The sequence below is a fragment of the Terrimonas sp. genome, assembly GCF_003075435.1.
Classification (GTDB): domain Bacteria; phylum Bacteroidota; class Bacteroidia; order Chitinophagales; family Chitinophagaceae; genus Agriterribacter.
This window is the reverse complement of sequence record NZ_QCZJ01000007.1, coordinates 220,709-242,661: the sequence shown is the minus strand read 5'-3', so window position 1 is coordinate 242,661 and position 21,953 is coordinate 220,709. Positions and strand designations below refer to the sequence as shown.

Genomic DNA, 21,953 nt, shown 5'->3' with positions numbered 1-21,953 from the left:
TTTCCAGCATATCATTCTTCATCGTAGCATCTGCCAGCGCCAGTTTCACCCGCTTTAACTCCGACTCCAACTCTTTTACACGGTCTTTTTCCCCTTTCATCTCTATTCTTACTATTTTACTTATTAAATGATTTTTACCAAATTTACGTAACCAGTTTTGGATCGTCTGACCTCCTTTTATTCCATAGCGACGGGACGCTTCTGATATTGTTAACCCTTCCTCTTCTAACTCTCTGACTACTTTTTGCTTAAAGCTAATACTATACCGGATCACCGTTTGGACATCTCTTGTCATGGTATTACAGATTTTTTTGTTCTTAAATCTGTCTACTTATGCTAGGACAAGACACAGAATGCTCATAGCTCACCGCCCATAGCTGATAGCTCACAGCTCACTGCCCTCAACTCATTTCACCATAATCCTCACCCCTTCCGAATGAGAAATAAACTCAGGCGCATACATACATTGTATAGTTGCAACACCTGAAGAAAAATTTCCTTCATGGGTTACAAAAAGCGGGTATTCAAAAACGTAAGTACCTTTTGATAACCAGCCGAAGAAGAAATTGGTTGATACGTCTTTTGTGCTTTCGTAATAACCCAGGCCTCCCTGCCATTTGTAGGAGCTTAATACATTAACCGGCTCTGTTCCTGCTGCTCTCATGTCTTTCATGTGCACATACTCCATATCGCGGTCTGCACGCAATGCTATACGAACAATTAATTTATCGCCAACCTTAAGGTGGGCATTATTGTTTACCGGCTCCAGTACTGGTCCCCGGTCTGTATGCTTCTGTATAAATAATTGTTTTTTTAATTGCAAAGGCATTGTTTCTCCTGATGATGGAGTGATCTTATCCAGGTCTTCAAAATACTGCCAGTATACCGCGCCCCAACTGCCTGATGTTTGTTTGGCGGAAGAGCTAACCGCCACTTTTATATTGCCCATTTCCGGTTTAATATCTGCTGCTGGAATATTTGTTTTGAAATAGCCTGTACCGGCTTCACTATTGCCGGTATTGGATACGGTTGTTTTTCCCAGCGTAACAGATACCTGCGGTTCATTTGCCAGCCAGTCACTGCCCTGCAGAAGTAAAGCATAACAAGCTTCGGCGGTTGCTTTTGTATTACCCCAATGCTGAGTTTGCTTTTGTTTCAGTAACCACAGTTTCATATCATTTACCGCCTGGCTGTCTTTTGTTATTTCACTGAATGCTTCAATCAATAATGATTGTGTTTCTACAGGCGCCTGGTACCAGTAATATCCGCTGCGGATATCCTTCCAGTACATACCCATTTCTTCATGTGTAACCGCGTTCTCTTTTAATGAAGCAATGATTGCATTCGCTGTTTTTGTATCGCCGGTTCTGAATAGAGCCAGCGCTATCATACCCTGCATATACCTGCTTTGTTTAAGCCAGTATTTTTTTGCCTGTTCTGTGTAGTAATTGTATGCTGTAGCAGCAGTGGCTGTTATTTTGTTGTCAGTATAGAAACTCCGCATATACAAATACTGAATGGCTGCATTACTCAGCTGGTTTTCTTTAAGCTTTGCTTTTGTTTTAACAAGCTGCTCATATTCCTCCTTTATCCTGTTGTCGGTATATACTAATGCCCGTGATACTACATCCTTCCACTCAGTCATGCTTTCTGCTGGTAATGCATGTAATTTTTGAAGATGCCCGATACCTGTTATAATATATTGTGTAATAAAACGATCATCTCTTCCGTCCTTAAACCATACAAAGCCACCGTTGAAGGTCTGCATATCTTTCAGCTTATTAAAGTTGGACGTTGCTTCATTGCTCATGCGCACCATATCAAAAAGCAGGGCGATATTTTTCTTTTGTTCTGTTTCACTTTTTGCCTGCATCAGCCAGGGCGTTTCCTGCAAGACAACACTTTTTAATTCCTCATTTTTTTCAAGCGCGGAAACCAATCCTTTGTTGCTCGCTGAATCAGTAAGCCATTTGCTGAATACGGCTTTTATTCGGGGTGAACTGTTCGCGATATTAGTTGCCAGTATATTGGCATAATACCGGTTAAAGGTTTGTTCCGCACATTCATAGGGAAATTCAGCAAGATAAGGAAGCGCCTGCACTGCATACCATGCAGGGTTTGAAGTATATTCAACTGTGAGCCCGAAATTTTTTTGCGAATGGCTTACGCCGGATTTCAGCAGTTTTTCAAAAATGAAATTTTTAGTGCCGCTGCCACGCATATTCAGCGGAAGCGCTTCGGTAACCAGCATTTGGTTGGTCAGCACCGGCAGTATATTTTCTTCTCCGTCAGATAATGTTTTACCATCGCCGGTATTGGCAGTAGCGGTAATGCGGTATTGCAGCGCTGTATTAAAATTTTGCGGTACGCAGATCAGGAATTGAACCGGTGTGCTTTGCCCGGCGGCAACCGTAAATTCTTTTACCGGCACAGCATTGTTAAATAAATGATCAACCGGTTGAAGTGTTGCCGCGTCAACCAGCTCCAGTTTGGCAAAGCCATTCAGGGGCTTATCGCCTATATTTACAATTTTGGCGCTGAAAGCAATGCTGTCTTTTTCTCTTACAAAACGAGGCGCGTTTGGTTGTATCATCAGCTCCTTTTGCGTAACAGCTAACTGTTGCGCATAACCGAAAGCAAGTGCTTTACTGTGTGCAATAGCCATCATCTTCCATTGGGTGAGCGCCTCCGGCATGGTAAAGCTGAAAGCGATATTACCGGCTTCATCTGTTTTCAGGTCAGGGAAGAAGAAGGCTGTTTCGTTGAAGTTTTTGCGGGTGGTTGTTACCGGTAAATTTTTATTTTCAGTATTCTTATTTTCTACAATAACTACAGAACCGGTTAAAGACTTTTTTTGCATTTTAGAATATTCAGCAGAATCACCCTCTGCTTCTGAAGCGCTTACGAGGCCTTCAGCCATTTCGTTTTTTGAAATCATTGGTGCTGCCATTCTTGCGACAGCCCGCTTTCTGCCACCACCATAACCTACCACTACTACATCCTGTAAACTGCCAGGCATAACTGAAACTGTTATCAACCTGTCATAATTCTTTTCATAATACGCATTATCCACCGGGAATGTATTTCTTTCCTCGGATTGTATATCAGTAAATGACTGCCTGCCATCCCAATTACTATAGGCATAATATTGCGGCCAGATATTAGGCACAACCCAACGGTGCGGTTTAAACTGATCTAATGATGCATCATACATGGAAGCCAGCATTTCTGCTGCTACTTTTTCTCCCTTGCTGCCGCTTATTTTTACCTGCCATTTTTCTTCACTGCCGGGCTCCATTTTTTCTCTGAAGGTTGACAGGTTAACAGCAAGTTGTTTGTTTGTCCAGGGCACGGAAATGATGTTATTGTTGATATAAACGCGGTTGTCTTTTACAAAAAGCTGTACTATACCAAAACCTCCGCGGTCATCTTCTGTAATGGGAAAACTGAAATTTTTCTTTTCATTATTTATGCTAAAAAATTGATAAGAGATTTGTTGATTGCTTTCATTGCGCCCTTCAATGGTTTTATCTGTTTGCTGAATAAGAAATACATCAGTGGCAGCAGTTCCCGTAATAAAACCAGCGGTTTCACCCGGCTGGGCATTGGCTTTAATATCTGTATACCAATTATACTCAGGCAAAGGAATTGTTTTTGCTGCCGCATCATATAATTGTACATATTCAATAGCTTTAATGTCATTGCCATCTTTATCTTTCGCGATGGCTTCTATTGCATACCAGCCGGAGGGGAATTTGATATCCGCTCTGGTGGACTGGTTTGAGACCTGAAATTTTTTGTTTGTTGTATCTGTTGCTGCATACATACTGCTCCCTCTTGTCCAATTGCGGTAATCAGCTTCATCCTTATACTCATCATGCGGAAAATGGTTTATGTATTCAGCTTCGCTGAAAACAAATTTGTCAGGCTTATCCCAATACCTTTCCCTGATCAAACGTTGCGGCGCCTGTAAGGGGTATATCATTACGGTTGCATTCAGTTTTTCCGGTTCTCCTGACAGGTTAGCACTTCCGACAAAAATATTTTTCAGGCTGTCTGTAGCTACCGGTGAACCCGGCAGGTCAATGTTCAGCACTACTGATTTATAACCAACAGGTATAACCGAAGTTTCACTTCTTGTTTCACCATTTATATCTGTAATATCTACCTGCACGGAATAATCAAATACCGGGTCGAGTTTTTTATCAATGCTGAGATCAGGAATAGCTGCAAAATCAAGCTTGAAATTTCCATTGGCATCAGTGGTGGTTGTGCCGCTGGTAATTTCCATATTAGGCACATTCGGCATCGGGCGCCTGTAAAACAGCCAGGGGTAAATAAACCTTGCCTGCCTGGATACCCTGTAAGAAACCGTAGCGTCATCTATATTATTGCCTGCATAGGCTTTTGCAGTGCCGGTAATGCTAACGGTATCGTTTACCCGGAAACTGCCTCTAGGTTTGTTGATCTCTACAAAAAACTTAGGTCTCTTATATTCTTCTACAGAAAAATACCCGATACCCCTGTTATATTCTTTAACAGATAGTGTGAAGTTACCGTTCAGCGTATTTTGAGGCAGTCTGAACTGACCCTGTATTGAACCGTATTCACCTGAGGTAAGTGATAACGAATCAATCACCTGTTGGTTAGCATCTTTTAGCATAACCGTCATAAGTTTTTGTTCTAAAAGCATTACTTTGCGGGTTTCCCGGTTTTTTGTAACAGCTATAGCTTTGAAATAAAGCGTTTGCCCAGGGCGGTATATGCTTCTGTCGGTAAAAAAGAATACCTGGCTGCTTTGCTTTTCAAATGCTTCTTTGGTTTTTTCATTGCTATTATATGCATCATAGCGATTGTATATGTATTGGTAATCATCCATAAAGAGATGATCTTTCTGCCATTTAATTTCCAGGCGGATATTTCTGTCTTCCCTGCCTCTTGCGGGTAACTGAAAATAGCCGTTCTTATCAGCCGTTAACAATTCTCCTTTCTGTAGTTTGTTTTTTCTGTCGGTATAATCATATTTAGATGTCCATACCTGCACTGCAGCTTCTGCCAGCGGTTTGCCGGTGTTCCTGTGCAGTACAAAATACTCCTGTTGGCTATTCACAAAACTGATGGCTGAAACATAAAAAAACTGTGCTGCTAATAAATTTTTGCCGGTGCTGAAGTCTTTGTTCATACTTGCCAGCAGCGCGTATTCCCCTACAGGCAAACCGTCTACTTTTATTTCAACACCATGTTCAAGATAGTCATCTGTAGCAGGTAAGTTCTGTTCCCATTCTTTTGTTGCAGGAGCTGAAGTCAATTTTTGCCAATAGGTATCTTCGTATTTGTTTTGTAAACTATTTTTAAAGGTTTTAGTCAGTGGGATTATCCTGAAATAAGCGGTATTAAAATTTTTGTATTTTACCAGTGTACGGAACGCTTCGCCGGGAACATTTACTTTTTCCGTAAACAACTCTACTGACTTGCGGAGAATATTGTTCAGCAGGTTCCGGCAATCCGCAGCACCTTCGGTTTTAGAATAAAGCTTTATTGTTTTTTCACAAATATCTTTTGCAGTTTTTAAAGCTGTGCTGTCGGGGTTGCTATTGGCCTCGTCATTATTTCCTTTGTTATAATAATATTGCGCCAATGCCGCCCACAACTGTGAAACAGCAGGAGATTTTTCATTTTGCGCCGCGAGTTGTTGTAAAGCCTTTTCATATAAGGCTTCTTTATTGGGCATTACGCCATGCTCGTGTACAAATGCCAGTCTTCTTGCTTCTGTGTCAATCAACGCTTCCGGCGATGTGTCATTCTTGTGAAAAGCAAGTAACTGCTGGTAAATCAGCAATGCTTTGTATTGCAGTGCAGCAGTATCTTTTGTGGTGAAATTGTGCTGAATGAAGTTAGCCGTGGTTTCAAATGCCGCGTCGTCATTAATGGTAAATGCATAAGCCGGTTTGGTGATATCTCTTTCATCATTCTCAAAATAATCCAGCGCCCTGTGCGTCAGTAAATCGTATAAGGTCGGGCGAAGCTTGCGGGTATTACCTTTTATAATTACTGCTTCAAAATCGGTAAGAGATGTTTTCTGCAGGAGTTGTTCGTTTTGCAAAGAAGCAAGATATAATTCACTTATTTTTTTATGCAGGTCATCCAATGTCCATGTAGCAATATCTTCTTTGTTGAAATTGGTTGTATTTGTTCTGTTATAAAATTTCCAGCGGTTATTTTGAAAATAATGCCAGTACATTTCCGCCGTAATAGATTGCAGTATCTGGCTGGCGGGTTCACCTGCTCCCGCAATTTCTTTTTCTATTTTTTGAATCTGTGCTGTTTCAGCATTTTCAGTGGTGGCAGCACTAAGGTTTAACTGGTATACCAATGCTTTTATAAGCTGCGGATTGTTTTTTTCCTTCCTGGCTTTAACATAAATTTTGTCAACTTCTCCCAAAGCTGTTTTCACTAATCCATCCTTGTTAATTAAATTATCCACTTTTTTCCAGGCGCTATCATAAGGATTCATACGGGTTTGACTTTTTAAGTGTAAGAAAGCTAAACATATTATTGAACATAAAGCAATGTGTTTCAAATGCATAATTGTCTTTTTGAGGGTAATCAAAATTACAGTTTGTTCTTTAAGTACTTTGTTATGATTTGTATAGATGCGGAATAAGGAGGGATTGCATAAAAGGTGAAGGAGCCTCTTTCAACCTTTTTAGAAGAATCTAAGACGATCCCAATTGTTGAAAACGCAAAAGATAGCTTCTTTTAATGTTTTGTTATGTAAAGATACATTGCCGGTTAGAAATCCCTGCCGGTTCGTCTGAAGGGTCTGAATTCCATTTCAAAATGTAGTCTCTGCCCTTTCAGGTAATTCAGTGTTTGAAAAAATAAATTAGCATGCTCCATATCTGTAAGACAGAATAATTCATTGACCTCTGTATCCCCGTGTTTAAATTGAATTCTGTTTGCAGTGCCGAATTCTATATACCCGGCATTTTCAAAATAATATCCATATGGCGATTGACTATAGAAGGAGTGATAGAAAAAGTACTGGTTCTTTATTTCTGAAAAAGGATAGAACCGTGATTTGATTTCTATTCCGCTATCAAGTATTCTTATTAATATTTTACCTGTTTCGCCTGGTGGTTTTACATTCCTGTTTGTGAAAAAGCCGATTGCCGAAAGTAATACGCCGATAAATGTTATGAAAAGGGCAATATCATTAAGTGCTTCAAATGCCCAAAAGAAAACGGAAAGAAAAAGCAATATAAACCCCGCCAAAGAAATAGGAGAGAGCGATGACTTATTGGTATTGACGAGGTAGGTTCTGAACTCCATCTAATGATTTCTTATATTACGGTAACTGTAACAATCATTTGCCCAATTTGTATTCATATTTCAAATTCATTTCCACATTTCCACCTCTTCACACTTTCACATTCTTCCCCTTTCATTTTCAAATTAACCCACCTGCACAATTAAAAACTTCAAATAATTGGTATTCTCCATACCCGGTATAATAGGGTGGTCGGATGACTGTGCCTGGAAGGTAACCTGCCGCAATTTGCGTCTTGCATCTTTGGCGGCCATGCCAATTATTTCAAGAAACAGGTCAGGCTGTACAAGATTAGTGCAACTGGAGGTTACAAGAAAGCCGCCGGGCTTTACGAGCTTCATTCCACGAAGATTAATTTCTTTGTAACCCGTTATCGCTTTCTGAATATTCTCACGGGTTTTTGTAAACGAAGGCGGGTCAAGCATCACTACATCGTATTGTCTTCCTTCTTTAGCCCATGCCTTTAGTGCGTCAAAAGCATTGATACATTGAAAGCGGCAGACATTTTCATAACCATTCAACCCGGCGTTTTTTGTTGCCTGAGTGCAGGCATTTTCAGAAATATCAAGTCCCAGTACAGACTTTGCGCCATAATGCGCCGCATGAATTTCAAAAGTGCCGGTATAGCAGAATGCACCCAGCACATCAGCGCCTTTTACAATATGCTGAATGGCTCTGCGGTTATCCTGCTGGTCTAAAAAATACCCTGTTTTTTGCCCGTTCACTATATCAACATGAAACTTCAAACCATTTTCATTGATGATAATATTGGTGTCAAAAGGTTCAGATAAAACCCCTTTTTGCTGTGTTAATCCTTCCAGTTCACGTACGGGCACATCATTGCGTTCATAAATACCTTTAGGAGAAAATATTTTCTGTAACGCTTTTACAATTGCCGGTTTCCATACATCAATACCCAATGCCAGGGTTTGAATAACAAAATAATCATTGAACTTATCAATGATGAGCTGTGGCATCTGGTCTGCCTCACCAAAGATCAGGCGGCAGTTTTCAACATAACCGATCTGCTGCCGGTATTTCCAGGCTTCAGCCAAACGGTTATAAAAAAAATCTTCATTAATTTCTTCCTGCCTGTTGCGGGTCAGCAGGCGAACAATGATCTGCGATTTGGGGTTGATATATCCTTTACCTATAAACTTTTTATCGTGTGTATACACTTCCGCTGTTTCACCACCCTGAGCATCACCTTCAATTGCTTTCACTTCGTTATTAAAAATCCAGGGATGACCGTTCAGAATGCGGTTGCTGATCTTTTGTTTTAAATAAACTTTTATCATGGGCGCAAAGGTATGGGGAAAGGGGGAAGGAGGTATCAGCCGTCAGCTATCAGGTATCAGCCGTCATTCGGGAAAACCAATAGCATAGGCAGATACGATAAGCTCATCGCTGATAGCTCCCGACATTTTGACCTATACTCCATATTGGCAAACTTGTTGTTTATTATAGTTGCTTCAATAATAACGGACGAATTATGAAAGATTTTGGAAAAAAAGATACTGATAATCAAGAAAATATAGCACAGGAAGCGGATAATGAGCTGAAAGCTGACGCTAATGTGGCAGATAATGAAAAATTTCCTGAGGATGTGGCAGATGGAACTATTGAAAAATTACAGCAGGAACTGGGCGAACAAAAAGAGAAATACCTGCGTTTATATGCGGAGTTCGACAATTTTAAACGCAGAAGCGCAAAGGAGCGCATTGATCTTATGCAAACTGCCGGCAAAGAAGTGATCACCTCTTTGCTTGATGTGCTGGATGATTGTGACAGAGCTGAAAAACAAATACAGGACAACGGGCAAAAAGATGCTGTAACAGAAGGCGTGCAACTGGTGTTTAATAAGCTCCGCTCTGTTTTGCAGGCAAAAGGCTTAAAACCAATGAATGTGAAAGGAGAAGATTTTGACCCTGATAAAGAAGAAGCGATTACACAGATACCGGTAACTGATCCAAACCTTAAAGGTAAAGTAGTGGACGAAGTGGTAAAAGGTTATTTGCTGAATGATAAGATCATCCGTTTTGCTAAGGTTGTGGTGGGGCAATAATTTGAAAATTATTATACCCTGAACCTGATTTTCAAATTACTATAGTACGTTTATGAAAAGAGATTATTACGAGATACTCGGTATTTCCAAAAGCGCTTCAGCAGATGAAATCAAGAAGGCATACCGGAAAGTTGCCATGCAGTATCACCCCGACCGTAACCCCGGCGATAAAGCAGCGGAAGATAAATTTAAAGAAGCAGCCGAAGCATACGAAGTATTAAGCGATTCAAATAAAAAAGCACAGTATGACCGCTTTGGGCATGCGGGTGTTGGTAATAACCGCGGTGGATTTGGTGGCGGCGGCATGAATATGGATGATATATTCAGCCAGTTTGGAGATGTATTTGGTGAAGATATTTTCGGTAGCTTTTTTGGTGGTGCAAGAAGTGGTGGCGGGGGAAGGCATCGTGGTACGAAAGGCAGCAATCTGAGAGTAAAGATCAAGCTTAACTATGAGGAGATTGCCAATGGTGCTACTAAAACCATTAAGGTAAAAAAATATATAAATTGTAATACCTGTAACGGAACAGGTGCAAAAGATAAAGGTTCTGTGCAAACCTGCTCAACCTGCGGTGGCAGCGGCCAGGTGCGTAAAGTAACCAGTACTTTTTTGGGGCAGATGCAAACCGTTACTACCTGTTCCGCATGTAACGGAGAGGGGACAACCATTACCAATAAATGCACAACATGTAAAGGTGAAGGACGTGTATACGGAGAAGAAACGGTTAATTTAGAAATTCCCGCAGGTGTTCAGGAAGGCATGCAACTCAGCATGAGCGGTAAAGGTAATGCCGGTGAAAGAGGTGGAGCGCCCGGCGATTTGATCATACTCATTGAAGAAGAAGCGCATACCGAATTACAACGGGAAGGGCTAAACGTAGTTTATGACCTTCATATCTCATTTACTGACGTGGTATTCGGAACGCAGGTTGAAGTGCCGACTATTGACGGCAAAGCAAAAATTAAAATACCTCCCGGTACACAAAGCGGAAAAATATTCAGGTTGAAAGGAAAGGGTTTTCCTGCAATCAATTCTTACGAACGTGGCGACCAGATGATCCATGTAAATGTATGGACACCTCAGAATGTAAGCAGTGAAGAAAAAGAGATGCTTGAAAAATTACATCACTCTCCTAATTTTAAACCACAACCGGCAAAAGGCGATAAAAGTTTTTTTGAAAGGGTGAAGGAAATGTTTTCCTGATCTACTTTATTTTCATTTGCGCAAAATAAGGATGATCAGGGTTAACGATCAATTCCTGCCGTTGTGGGTGAATAAGCACGTCCATATCTTCCAGTGGGATAGCACCAAGTAACACCTCTGCATTTCCGGGCAGTACAATTGCCTGGCAGCTGGTTCTCCTGTTCTTAAACCTGAGCTCAACCGGCGCCACTACTTCATATTCTACGATGGCACCATTAGCCATTTGTGCTTTGCGGGTTTCAACTACAGGCAATTGCAGTTGTTCCTGGATATTTTCATTTATACATAACATGATGGAACCGGTATCCACAAGCGCCGATACTGTCATCCGCTTTACATCGTCTTCATCCATCAGTTTTCGGCGAACCATTGCAAGGTCATCACCATTTATAAGTTCTATTTCAGCATACACTAATCCCATAATTCATAGATTTTTTTAAAGTTAGCATTTTCATTTTTGTTACCACAAAGTTCCACTAAGATTTACACAAAGCATCACAAAGGGAAATAAGTACGCTGCGAGTTATACTTAACAGCTTTTACCTTTTGCCCACAGCTGATAGCTGACGGCTGATCGCTATCAGCTATTCTTCAACACAATCCTGAACGTAGTGCCTTTACCGATTTCTGAATGTTTTACAAATAATTGTCCACCGTGATATTGCTCAATTACCCGTTTGGATAAGGTGAGCCCAAGCCCCCAGCCACGCTTTTTAGTGGTAAACCCCGGCTTGAACAATTTATTAATATGCGATGCGGCAATACCCTTACCGGTGTCGGTTACATCAATAAAAATTTCTTCCTGTGCTTTAATGATATCAACAGTAATTCTTCCTTTTCCTCCCATTGCATCGAGGGCATTCTTTAGCAGGTTTTCAATAACCCAATCAAACAAAGAAGCAGAAATTTTTACAGGTATGCTTGCATTATGATGGGTATTGATCTCAAACTGCACTTTTTCAGGAGCACGGCGGCGTATGTAATCCACCATGTGAGTGATCTGCAGCACAATATCTTTATCTTCCATTGCAGGCGTACTGCCTATCTTACTGAAACGATCGGATACCAGTTGCAGCCTGTCAACATCCTTGGACAGTTCAACTGCAATATGCTCACTGCCCGGTGTTTCCCGCAACATTTCTACCCAGCCTTTTAATGAGGTAACCGGCGTACCCAACTGATGAGCCGTTTCTTTTGCCATGCCGGCCCATAATTGATTCTGCATAGATTTATTACGGGTATTGATAGCGTATAATGTAAGAATAATAAACAATGCAACAATCAGCAATTGCACCAGCGGATAGTATCTTACTTCCTGCAGCAATTTCGACTCGCCATAATAATACAAATCTCTTTTCCCATTCAGCGGGTCGGTATATATTATAGGAGCATGCTGACTTTTAAATTGTTTCAGCTTCCGGCTGAGATAATCAGGATCGGTTTTTATTTTATTGGTATCAAGATTAGTATACTCCATTATCTTTTGCCCCTCATCTGCCACCCGGATAATAGGAATATCATCATTGTTGGTTATTATAGCAGAAACAAGTTTTGTATCAATATCCTGTGGTGAGTTAATAAGAAATTTACCAGCTTCTACCCAGGTTTCCACTCTCAGCCTTTCTTCTTTTGCAATTTTATCAGCGAGATAGCGGGAATAAAAAATGGTAGCCACCACAATAATAACTGCTATTGCCGTTAATGCAGTGCGCCAGTTTAAGAAACGCTGAAATGATCCTAAAAAATTTTGCATACCCAAGTTGTGCATTCCGCCTGGTCATTAATAACAAGGGGAAACATATTTTAAAAATAGGGAAACGGTAACAATGCATCCGTTATTTTTGAAAAATAATTCTTTAGCATTGAGTCAATCACCAACGGTAGCTGTAGTTATTTTAAATTGGAACGGGAAAAGGTTTTTGGAAAAATTTCTTCCATATGTTATGCAAACAACATATGCTGCCACCAAAATTATCGTGGCAGATAATGCGTCAACTGATGATTCGGTTGCCTTTCTTAATCAATATTATCCCTCTGTAGCGCAAATACACAACCGCTCAAACGAGGGTTTTGCCAAAGGATACAATACTGCTTTAAAACAGGTAGAGGCCAAATATTATGTGCTGCTCAATTCAGATGTAGAAGTTACGCCCGGCTGGATTGAGCCGGTAATTGAACTGATGGAAAAAGACAGTTCCATTGCTGCCTGTCAGCCCAAAATTCTTTCTTATAGCAATAAAACCACTTTTGAGTATGCCGGCGCAGCTGGCGGCTGGATTGATGCTTACGGCTATGCTTTTTGTCGCGGCAGGCTATTTAATGATTGTGAGGAAGACAAAGGGCAGTATGATACTGCTGAGCCTATATTCTGGGCAAGTGGCTGTGCATTATTCATAAGATCAGCTATATATCATGCGGTAAACGGCATGGACGAATTATTTTTTGCCCACCAGGAAGAAATTGATATGTGCTGGCGCATACAGCTGGCAGGATATAAAATCATGGCTTGCCCTGCATCAGTTGTTTATCATGTTGGCGGCGGCACTTTACCACAAGGTAATCCCCGTAAAATATTTCTCAATTACCGCAATAACCTGATCATGATGTATAAGAATTACCCGTTTTTTGAACGACTATGGAAAATTCCTTTCAGGTTGATCCTGGATGGTATAAGTGTGATAGAAAAATTAAGTTCAGGAGACACCAGTTACCTGCCGCCTGTGCTTAAAGCACATTGGTCATTTTATAAATGGGTATTCAGCAGAAAGCAAAAGCAATATTTTCCTTCCGGTAAAACAGGAGTGCCGCAAGGCGTATATAAAGACAGCATCGTATGGCAGTATTTTGCAAAGGGCAGGAAAAAATTTTCAGAAATAATTGATAATAAAGCATGAATGTTTGTGACGTAACTGTTATTTTTGCACAGCAAACGCAAATAATACATGCAACAAGAAATCACAGAAAGTAATAAAAAAGATTTTGCCTGGAGTTGGGTTAAATCTTCCCGCTTTTTATTTTATATGCAGGTTGTAAGCATAGTAGCTTTTTTAATTGGCGGAAGCTGGGGTTTATATAAGCATCGCTATAAAGGCAAACCCAAAGTGGTAGTTCCTGAAAACACACTCTATACGCCTAAATACAAATAGGTTAGGGAATTGTTCAGAAAAATTTTGCTGTTTAAAATCAATCCTTAATTTTGCAACCCCTTCTGAGATGATCTGACGAAGGATTAGCAAACAGTTCTTTAAAAATACTTTATGCGGAAGTAGCTCATTTGGTAGAGCACGACCTTGCCAAGGTCGGGGTGGCCGGTTCGAGCCCGGTCTTCCGCTCTAAAAAAGTCCTCTTGCCCGGTAAGGCGGAGGATTTTTTTTGAAGCCCCGGTGGTGGAATTGGTAGACACGCAGGACTTAAAATCCTGTGACCCGCAACGGTCGTAACGGTTCAACTCCGTTCCGGGGCACTTGATAATCAATCAGGGTAGAAGAGGCTCACTTCTGTGAGCCTTTTGTATTTTTATGAAATTTGCCAGCAATTTACTTGTCTGTATAATCTCAATTGATTTTTTTGGAAATATCCTGGGGAAAGTCAAAGAACTTATCTACCTAAAATCAGAACGTTTTCCGGCTTTCTTCTCAAATTTTTATCAACGGAAAAGCTTGCCATTTTTATAAATAGCGCAGGCAGATAAATACATGAATATTTTTTATTTCCCGATTTCTGAAAACCGTCTACTGAATTTATACGGCGCGATCTTTTTCGTTTGATATACTCAATCACTTCCGGGCGAATAAAATAAAACCTGCCTCTTTGCTTATGAAAGGATAAGTATAACATCGTGAATTGCAGTTTTAACAGGTATAAAGAACCATGAAAACGGTGATCTTGCATGGTCCGGTCTTTTCAATATTTTGCCCTTTTGTTTCATCTTTCTAATTGTATTACAATCGTGTAGCGTTTATGAGGCATGCTAACACTACCTTTTTGCACTATGGGTACAACTGTTTGAACCATTCATTTTGTAATTGACATGATCACATTAAACAAATTAAGCAAGATGCGTTTGCCGGGGTATTATTTCAAGCCGGGGTCATGCATTCATTATATATACACCCTTTCGAAACACACGAGGCGCGCCTGTATACTATTATCAATGAAACGCCTTAATAATTGTGTTAGCACGGGTAGCCCCATACGGGGCAAATAAATAGCTTACATGTTACTACTACTACAAAAAGGTAGCCGCTATGCGGCATGTTGCAGTGTTTCAGGTTACAGGTCCGGATGCAGGTTTTACCGGTTCTCTGTGAAACTTTCCTGTCCTTTGTGGCTCCGTGGTCCAAATTGTATGTTCCATGTTTTGCAGGCGCCACTGCTGGGTTAATTATATATAAATGCAGTAAAAGTAGCCAGCATTGCTCCCTGCAGAAACCGTCATTTACAAAACACAGGCACTCTTACGTCATTTTGATCCCGCTACAGGTTGTATTGAATTAAATGTATGTTGCGTCGGGAGAGAAATCTGTTGGGCAGCGGTACAAGTGCTGAGCATTGCTACTAAAACCGGGCGGATCTCTCCCGCGCAAAAGAGCTACTCAATTATATTGTTCGTGCTGGCTTGGTCGAGATAACGGTAACAAACTGATGATTTTGTGATCCTTGTGATAATTCAGGGTTACAAACAAAACGATTCATCCTCCCGTCAAAGCTCATAGGTATATCCCTTGTTTTGCGGGCGCACCCGCTGGACCAATTTGAAATGCGCCCATTTCTTGTGCACATCATTATAATGAAGAATACCGGATCGTAAACCTATCAGCGTTAATTGTTGCTCATTTGATACGCTGGTAAAATGATCTCTATTTTTGTGCCCATGCCTATTTTACTTGCGATAGCTAATGTGCCGGCATTTCTCTCCAGCAATTCTTTACTCAGCAATAAGCCTATCCCGGTACCTTTTTCATTAAACGTACCCGGCGTAGTGAATGTTTTTCCCTTTAGCAGCATGGTTATTTTTGATTTGTCCATGCCAACTCCATAATCAATTACCGATATATGGATTGAATTATTCTTTTTTTCCGCAAAGATGGATACAGGATACCCGGGATTGGAAAATTTGATAGCATTTGCCAGGATATTACGCAATACAATTTCAATCATATTCCCGTCGGCAGTTGTAAAGAGATCTCTCTCTGCTTCTATACGTATTTTTATTTTTTTTTCGTCAGCCATTTTGCTTTTAAATGAAATAACTACATTAAGCAGGTGGTTAAGGTCTACTATAGTAAAAACAGGCTGGGTGAAATGCAGAAGTGTTTTACCCCAATTCAATACACTTTCCAGTAGTTTAATGGTATTAACAGAATTCTCTTTCAAAAGCGGTAAAGTTTCCTCAAAAAAAACATGCCCGTTTTCAGATCTTTCGACAATTTCGAGACAACGATGGAGACAATAAATATTATCCTTGAAATCATGCGACAAGGCAGAGAACATAACGATCCTGGACCTGTTTAACTCTGACAGCCTTTTCAACCTCGCTTCAAGTATTTCATTTTTTTGTTCAAGCTCTTTTTTTTGAACTTCGATTACTGATTTTTGCTTTTTCAGTGTTCGGATATTACGCTTTGCCTGCTGCCTGTACTTCAAAAACCGGAACCGGAAAATGTAAACGACAGAATATACTACCAGAGATATACCGGTAATGATCAGCAGGGATTCGAGGTAGTTAATGTCTGTGTTGCGTACGTACCAAAAATTGCCAGCGATAAGGCGGAATATGAAATAGGAGAAAAAACCAATAATAACTGAAACAACAAGAAAAAAAAGATTACCCCGGCTAAAAGCCCCTTTTTTTTGTACGGCGGAAGTATGCGTCCCCTTGTGCTTATCCAGGTTTGCTATCAATCTTGCCAAAATACCAATCATAATAACATTTTCTGTATTCAAATTTTGGCGAGCGTTATTCGTGGCGCAAAGGTATTACACAAGCTACCTTCGCATTTCGGCTGTTTGGGCAAATATTTCGGCTGATCAGCCAAAAATCGATGAAATAAATAACAGGGTAGGTCAATATTTTTCCTGGTGCTGCTGACTACTATTACCGAACCGGCGAACTTTCGTGGGTTGAATATTAAATCTTCTCTTGAAATTTCTTGTAAAATTTGTCATATCCTTAAACCCAAGTTCCTGAACTGTCTCGCTGACTGTATGCCCGTCTTGCAAAAATTGAAGGGCTTTTTCCATACGTGCCCTTTGATAATAATTATAAATGCTTGTGCCATGTATCGCCTTAAAAGTATATTTCAGCTTACTCAGGCTCATTTTAGCAAGGGTGGCAAGTTCTTCTTGTTTTGGAGGTAACTGATCAAGCTTGCTGGTAATAATGTTTTCAATTTCCCGTATCTGGTAAAAGTCGCTATTGGTGAGTATTTTGTTTTCGGACAATTGATAGTCTGATGAATGCATGCTTGCAAAAAAAACCTCTGTAATGAAAAGAGACCGGTTAAAAATTTTTAACTGACGGTATGGATCGTTTTCAGGAATACCAAGTATTTCCATTACCAGTTCCAGCATTTTTGCACTGACCGGGATGATCTTATTATGTTGTATGCTGTTTGTAACACAACAGGCTAATAATTTGTCTTCAGCCGTGCTTCCTATTATGGCTCCGATATTATGTTTGCTGAATCTGAGGTTTAAACTTTTGGCGATCATCCCTTTTTTCACTTTATAGGTAAGCGTGTACCGGGAACTATTCATAAATGCATATGCCTGCCGGGGTCTGTTTTCAATCACTTCATCATTTATCAGTACCTGTGATTGCTCCTTTTCCTGGATAATTTCAAACCGAAGGTTATAATATTCGCTATCTGTTTTCTGGCGGACGAAATAATAATCATCCCTGATCGAAAAATCACAAAGCAATGCCTGTATCCCCATAGGCAGGTTTACCAGTTCAAAATACCCTTGTCCAAACATTTCCGGAAAAACAAATTTGTTACCATCGGTGTTTGTCTCAAAGAACAAAGCCATTCTTTGCAACAGCACCTCATACGGCTCACCTGGATATGACAAAACAAGCATTTAGGGATGGTTCATTGATTCTTCAATCGAATATAATGCTTCTTTTCGACAAAAGCTTACTTGCCAACAGTATCCTTCCAGACGATTCAACAGGTCAATCGTATTATTTCCGCTAATGCCACTATTGATAGCAGGTAAGCTTTCTTTTCCGGCAAGTGTCTTCCTGTTATCTCCGGCTGTTTTGCCTGTGCCTGCAAACGGTTAGTAATAAAAAGCCCGGTCATACCGGGAATAGTTTGATTAAGAAAATTTCTTCTTGAACGCATTGCTATCAGTTTGTTCATTTTAATACCGGTACAAATAGTACAGCATCCGCCGCAACCGCACCGCTGGCGCCCTCATTGGAAATTTCAATAAATGCCTTCCGGCCTGCTGGTAATTTAAATGCTCAGAGATTTCCCACTCGCCTGAGGTTTGCCCGACTATTTTATATCCCTGCTTTGAATAATTTCTGATGTCTGCTTTCTTCCATTATACACTTTAATATACAATGCATCAGCTTCGTTTTGGATCCTGGGATAATAAAAATATACCTGGTACCTTCCTTTCTTTTTTATTTCAGGCTCAAAGCGGACGCCTGATGGTTGTTTGCTATTATTCAACAATAGAGTAGGCTCGTAACCACGTGTAGTTTCTTTTTTCCAATCCCCGGTAATGATTTTAATATCGGTATCATCTACAAGTATTTCTGCTGCGCTTCCGTTTGCCAGGGGATCATTCTTCAGTTTTTCCTGTAGTATCTTCACGTTTATTGTTTGAACAGAGCATAGCTGCCGACTGCGCCAAAACCATAAATACAGGTTCCATCCGGATGGAGCCATAAGCAATATGACTGGCTGATAAGCAAACCGGGACAAGCAGGTTGGTACATTCTTTTCTGTCCGGTGTAATGGCCCGGTAGGCAATGGTATAAGGTTGTATGCCTTTAATCTGCACATCTCCTTCATTCTTAACCGTATCATTCTATACAATCCGCTGTGTGTTATGAGCATCCATGTTATATGCAGCCAGCCATGCCGATACCATCTTTTACAATTTTCTTTGGCCTGGCAATTAACCTGTGTCATAACGTACTCTCCGATCATGCGTCTTGCTTCCCGAACATAAAGCTGGGGTGTCCAATGCGCTGTGTTGAGGTATTCATCTTTACCGGAACTGGTTTATTCTCTGTCTAAAGTCGTACTGTTATCATTTAGGTGAGTCTTGTAAATGCTTCTCTGTAAAATTCATATTCGTTAAGGTGTAGACAATCATGATTTGAATCATTAATCTTTTTCTTTAAAGGGAAAATTATTTCAAAAGATCATAGGCAGTTTTAAATACAGATTTAGTGGTGTCGGCCGCATCGGCATCCAGGTACCACCCATACATACCTTTGTAAGCACTGTTTTTAATATAAGCGGCTTTCTGCTCAATCAACGGCTGACCATTGTAGTAAATACCTTTCGCGGCATCCACAAATTCCTTTGTATTAGCAGCAGGATCAATTTCAAGAATTTGCCTGTAAGGAGTATAGTCATAAGAACCCCAGGAGAGATTATTCCCATCAGCATCAAGCTCCAGGTAACGTAAGCCGAATACCGGGAACCCTACTACTACTTTTTCAGCTCCGAGCTTGTTGGCCCAGATAGCTGCCGAATAGACCATATGGTCATAAGAGGATGCCTGACCTACCGGTGCGCCCGGGCCTACATGAATGCCGTCTTCATAAGCATGTACATTTACCCAGTCGAGCTTTGAGAGGTCGGCCGGGTACTCCCAGTGCTGCCATCCTGTTGTTACGGCCAGTGTAATGAGCGATCCCTCCGGCAGCGCTTCCCTGAGCTCATTGACAAATGGTTCCAATGCTGCAAGATTAGCGGAATAGTTGGGAGAACCATTAAAATCAGTCATCATGATATCCACACCATCCATTTTCGTTGCTGTTATATAATCACTTATCCGGGCTACAAGTGAGGCACGTGCTGAAGGATTCCGGATAGCAGCGCCCATATCATCACTTTCATAATATGCCCAGCCATCTACAGGCGTAAGCCTGCCGTAAATACCAAGCAATACAGGAATGCCCTGCGTATGTCCACGCGCTATAAGTTCATCGCTGAGCTGGTTGATATTCCCCTTTGTTATATCAAGAGAACCGTCTGAAGAAACCCTGCCTATCTGCGCAGCGAGATGAGTAATATAGTTCCATTTAACGCTGGCAGCCGTTCCATTTTCACTAAGATAACCCATTACTACTTTGTCATAAGGTTTAGGGGTATAGGAAGATGGCTTTACGATCACCTGCGATCTGCGCACAGATCTCAGTCCATTGTATTCTGCCTCCAGCACAATATTAAATATACCGCCTGCCTGAGGTACAAAATTAAAGGAGGTATCTGTTCCTGAAACGCCATCATTTACAAACCAGGTAATATTAACTTTACCGGCAGGAGAGAACTGGAGATTATTGTATTTGGCCGTATCTCCCTCATTGATCACCACTGCTGACGGGAACTGATCACCCAAATAAAAAATACGCGGATAATCTCCTTCGCCAAACTCGGGATCCGGTGCCAGGTCCTTCCGGCAACCCATGATGCTTATTGCTGACAGGATGAGCCAGAGTGAACAATGAAGTATTTTGTAATAAGGCCTGATAGATATCATAATGATTTTTTTAGTAGTTAGTTTATGAAATATTACTCAGCATCCCACCACATGCGGTCATTCCATGAATCTGTACCGGATGGATATCGCTTCATCGCTTCCTGTACATTGGATAAATTGAGCGCTTTTTCCAGTTGAGGATATTCCAGTCGCCTGGGCATGGTTTCTGAGTCGGAATAGCCATCAGGGCGAAAGCCTGAAGGAAGCCTTGGGAAACCTGTACGGCGGAGGCTTGCATACGCTTCCGGGCCATTCAGGAAGAAATTGATCCATAGTTGTGTGCCAATTTGTTCCAGTTCCTTGTCGGGTTGCAAGGGGTTATCAGCAACAAACTGGTTGATTGCTTCCTCGGTAATTACCGGCGCGTTTTTATACAAAGTGAGCTGCCGGCAGGCGGCCCTCAGTCCTTTGGTGTAATGTTCTGCAACGGTACCTCCCAGGTCAAGGTTAAAACGTTTGGTAGCTTCCGCCAGCAGGAACTCGGTTTCAGCATAAGTAAGGTGAAGGAACGGAGCGTCATTTTCCATCATATAGGCGGCAAGCTGCACCTTCTGTTCGTTGTTTCCAACCTGTATCGTTCCTGCTACCGGGTGAATGATCGTGATGGTGTTCATCCAGTCTTCCCAGATAAAGGAAGTAGGTCCCACGCCGACAGTCCCTACCTGTGCCCTCACCTCGTTTGTAATATCAATGCGGTTTTCAAAAGTGGCACCCGGGGCATTATCCCAATAATTTTTACCAAATACAAAAAGCCTGGGATCATTGGTAAGCTTAAGCTGGTTGATAAGCGAACTGTGTAACCGGTAACCGTTATTTACCGGTGATCCTGTTTGCCGGATAGCAGACGACAGGGCGTTGCCCGTATAGTTGGCATAGGTGTTAAAGTTATCGTCATGGAGTGTTACACAAATATCATCGTTGGAAAGCATCAACCCATCAGCGTAAGCTTTGATAATTTGTTCCCTGGCAAACGCTTCATTACGCTTACTCACCCTCATGGCTAACCGAAGCCTGAGCGAAGAACCAAACTTTTTCCATTTGTTTATATCGCCGCCGTAAAAAATATCGTTGGTTAAAGGATCTGTACCACCGGCAAACTGGCTGATGGCTGTATCAAGCTGGAGAAAAAAATCATGGTAGATATCTTCCTGCCTGTCGTAAACCGGGTGAGTGATGCCTCCGGCAGCAGCTTCCGTATAAGGGATATCCCCATACAGGTCAGTAAGCCGTGCAAATACATACACCTTCATTATTCTCGCGATCGCATTGAGATTTTTGCTGTCGGTACCGGCAGTTCTCAGCACCGCATCATTGATGTTTTTTACATCTGCCGTGTAGCTGTTCTGCCAAAGGGTGGACATATAGGCTTGTTGTTTCTGGTAAAACTGCCCGTATTGATTTGCCCATCCTCCTCCAAAATGCTGGGCAAGCGGCATACAAAGTATTAACCCTGTTACCTCCTGCACACTCATATCACCACTGAACTTTTGCTGGCAATAAGCCACTTCTATCGCCGGGTCAAGATTTGACGATTTTGTGGGATCAATATTCATATCGCCAAACTTATTGCAGGACGACAGTATCAAAACAGCAGCTATATATTTCAAAAAATTTTTCATACA

General features: G+C 41.2%; 17 protein-coding genes and 2 tRNA genes. 6 read left to right on the top strand and 13 right to left on the bottom strand.

The features are described 5' to 3' along the window. The 4 genes from DC498_RS10455 to DC498_RS10440 form a co-directional block, all read right to left on the bottom strand. On the bottom strand, window positions 1-295 hold a 295-nt coding region (locus DC498_RS10455), incomplete at its 3' end, for a transposase (RefSeq protein ID WP_133176824.1). A 111-nt stretch (window positions 296-406) separates the two neighbouring features. Beyond that, a complete protein-coding gene (locus tag DC498_RS10450; protein WP_240627954.1) occupies window positions 407-6,514 on the bottom strand; it encodes an alpha-2-macroglobulin family protein in 6,108 nt (2,035 codons plus the stop codon). A gap of 278 nt (window positions 6,515-6,792) precedes the next feature. Continuing rightward, window positions 6,793-7,332 (bottom strand): hypothetical protein, encoded by a 540-nt coding sequence (locus DC498_RS10445; protein WP_116874083.1) that lies wholly within the window; start codon window positions 7,330-7,332, stop codon window positions 6,793-6,795. A gap of 123 nt (window positions 7,333-7,455) precedes the next feature. After that, window positions 7,456-8,628 carry a class I SAM-dependent rRNA methyltransferase gene (locus DC498_RS10440; RefSeq protein ID WP_116874082.1) on the bottom strand — a complete coding sequence of 391 codons (1,173 nt, stop codon included), beginning with the start codon at window positions 8,626-8,628 and terminating at the stop codon, window positions 7,456-7,458. Between the two features lie 194 nt (window positions 8,629-8,822). On the opposite strand from DC498_RS10440, the gene DC498_RS10435 reads away from it, so the two are divergent. Together DC498_RS10435 and dnaJ are read left to right on the top strand one after the other, a co-directional pair. After that, window positions 8,823-9,395 (top strand): nucleotide exchange factor GrpE, encoded by a 573-nt coding sequence (locus DC498_RS10435; protein ID WP_116874081.1) that lies wholly within the window; start codon window positions 8,823-8,825, stop codon window positions 9,393-9,395. A 52-nt stretch (window positions 9,396-9,447) separates the two neighbouring features. Next, entirely contained in the window at window positions 9,448-10,599 is a 1,152-nt protein-coding gene (gene dnaJ / locus DC498_RS10430; protein WP_116874080.1) for a molecular chaperone DnaJ, read from the top strand. Window position 10,600: 1 nt separating this feature from the next. On the opposite strand, the gene DC498_RS10425 is transcribed toward dnaJ, so the two are convergent. Both DC498_RS10425 and DC498_RS10420 read right to left on the bottom strand, forming a co-directional pair. After that, on the bottom strand, window positions 10,601-11,020 hold the full coding sequence (locus DC498_RS10425; RefSeq protein ID WP_116874079.1) for a clan AA aspartic protease: 420 nt from the start codon (window positions 11,018-11,020) through the stop codon (window positions 10,601-10,603). 159 nt (window positions 11,021-11,179) lie between these two features. Beyond that, on the bottom strand, window positions 11,180-12,352 hold the full coding sequence (locus DC498_RS10420) for a sensor histidine kinase (protein ID WP_116874101.1): 1,173 nt from the start codon (window positions 12,350-12,352) through the stop codon (window positions 11,180-11,182). A gap of 73 nt (window positions 12,353-12,425) precedes the next feature. Between DC498_RS10420 and DC498_RS10415 the strand changes: the two genes are divergently transcribed. The 4 genes from DC498_RS10415 (at window position 12,426) to DC498_RS10400 (ending at window position 14,062) form a co-directional block, all read left to right on the top strand. Next, a complete protein-coding gene (locus tag DC498_RS10415; RefSeq protein WP_116874078.1) occupies window positions 12,426-13,493 on the top strand; it encodes a glycosyltransferase family 2 protein in 1,068 nt (355 codons plus the stop codon). Between the two features lie 48 nt (window positions 13,494-13,541). Beyond that, window positions 13,542-13,745, top strand: coding sequence for a hypothetical protein (locus DC498_RS10410; protein ID WP_116874077.1), 204 nt, complete (start codon window positions 13,542-13,544; stop codon window positions 13,743-13,745). A gap of 113 nt (window positions 13,746-13,858) precedes the next feature. Next, window positions 13,859-13,931: transfer RNA gene (locus tag DC498_RS10405), tRNA-Gly, on the top strand. Window positions 13,932-13,976: 45 nt separating this feature from the next. Continuing rightward, a tRNA-Leu gene (locus DC498_RS10400) sits at window positions 13,977-14,062 on the top strand. Window positions 14,063-15,420: 1,358 nt separating this feature from the next. Here the strand turns inward: DC498_RS10400 and DC498_RS10390 are convergent. The 7 genes from DC498_RS10390 to DC498_RS10365 all read right to left on the bottom strand — a co-directional run bounded on the left by DC498_RS10390 (window position 15,421) and on the right by DC498_RS10365 (window position 21,950). Further along, window positions 15,421-16,545 (bottom strand): sensor histidine kinase, encoded by a 1,125-nt coding sequence (locus tag DC498_RS10390; RefSeq protein WP_116874075.1) that lies wholly within the window; start codon window positions 16,543-16,545, stop codon window positions 15,421-15,423. A 120-nt stretch (window positions 16,546-16,665) separates the two neighbouring features. Next, on the bottom strand, window positions 16,666-17,673 hold the full coding sequence (locus DC498_RS10385) for a helix-turn-helix domain-containing protein (RefSeq protein WP_165813810.1): 1,008 nt from the start codon (window positions 17,671-17,673) through the stop codon (window positions 16,666-16,668). A 95-nt stretch (window positions 17,674-17,768) separates the two neighbouring features. Continuing rightward, window positions 17,769-17,948: a hypothetical protein gene (locus tag DC498_RS10380; RefSeq protein ID WP_133176823.1), complete on the bottom strand. Its 180-nt coding sequence runs from the start codon at window positions 17,946-17,948 to the stop codon at window positions 17,769-17,771. Between the two features lie 156 nt (window positions 17,949-18,104). Further along, window positions 18,105-18,428: a hypothetical protein gene (locus DC498_RS26545; protein ID WP_240627952.1), complete on the bottom strand. Its 324-nt coding sequence runs from the start codon at window positions 18,426-18,428 to the stop codon at window positions 18,105-18,107. After that, window positions 18,397-18,618 (bottom strand): FAD-dependent oxidoreductase, encoded by a 222-nt coding sequence (locus tag DC498_RS26635; RefSeq protein ID WP_255415842.1) that lies wholly within the window; start codon window positions 18,616-18,618, stop codon window positions 18,397-18,399. Before DC498_RS26635 ends, DC498_RS26545 begins: the two co-directional genes overlap by 32 nt. Before the next feature lie 354 nt (window positions 18,619-18,972). After that, on the bottom strand, window positions 18,973-20,331 hold the full coding sequence (locus tag DC498_RS10370) for a glycosyl hydrolase family 18 protein (protein WP_116874072.1): 1,359 nt from the start codon (window positions 20,329-20,331) through the stop codon (window positions 18,973-18,975). Window positions 20,332-20,363: 32 nt separating this feature from the next. After that, window positions 20,364-21,950, bottom strand: a complete 1,587-nt coding sequence (locus DC498_RS10365; RefSeq protein ID WP_116874071.1) for a SusD/RagB family nutrient-binding outer membrane lipoprotein — start codon at window positions 21,948-21,950, stop codon at window positions 20,364-20,366. Window positions 21,951-21,953 lie beyond the last annotated feature (3 nt).

Coding starts and splice junctions, on each gene's coding strand:
- DC498_RS10425 (WP_116874079.1), bottom strand. CDS start 11,020: ATGGGATTAGTGTATGCTGAAATAGAACTTATAAATGGTGATGACCTT.
- DC498_RS10415 (WP_116874078.1), top strand. CDS start 12,426: ATGCATCCGTTATTTTTGAAAAATAATTCTTTAGCATTGAGTCAATCA.
- DC498_RS10365 (WP_116874071.1), bottom strand. CDS start 21,950: ATGAAAAATTTTTTGAAATATATAGCTGCTGTTTTGATACTGTCGTCC.
- dnaJ (WP_116874080.1), top strand. CDS start 9,448: ATGAAAAGAGATTATTACGAGATACTCGGTATTTCCAAAAGCGCTTCA.
- DC498_RS10440 (WP_116874082.1), bottom strand. CDS start 8,628: ATGATAAAAGTTTATTTAAAACAAAAGATCAGCAACCGCATTCTGAAC.
- DC498_RS10445 (WP_116874083.1), bottom strand. CDS start 7,332: ATGGAGTTCAGAACCTACCTCGTCAATACCAATAAGTCATCGCTCTCT.
- DC498_RS10410 (WP_116874077.1), top strand. CDS start 13,542: ATGCAACAAGAAATCACAGAAAGTAATAAAAAAGATTTTGCCTGGAGT.
- DC498_RS10370 (WP_116874072.1), bottom strand. CDS start 20,331: ATGATATCTATCAGGCCTTATTACAAAATACTTCATTGTTCACTCTGG.
- DC498_RS10450 (WP_240627954.1), bottom strand. CDS start 6,514: ATGAATCCTTATGATAGCGCCTGGAAAAAAGTGGATAATTTAATTAAC.
- DC498_RS10420 (WP_116874101.1), bottom strand. CDS start 12,352: ATGCAAAATTTTTTAGGATCATTTCAGCGTTTCTTAAACTGGCGCACT.
- DC498_RS10380 (WP_133176823.1), bottom strand. CDS start 17,948: ATGCGTTCAAGAAGAAATTTTCTTAATCAAACTATTCCCGGTATGACC.
- DC498_RS10435 (WP_116874081.1), top strand. CDS start 8,823: ATGAAAGATTTTGGAAAAAAAGATACTGATAATCAAGAAAATATAGCA.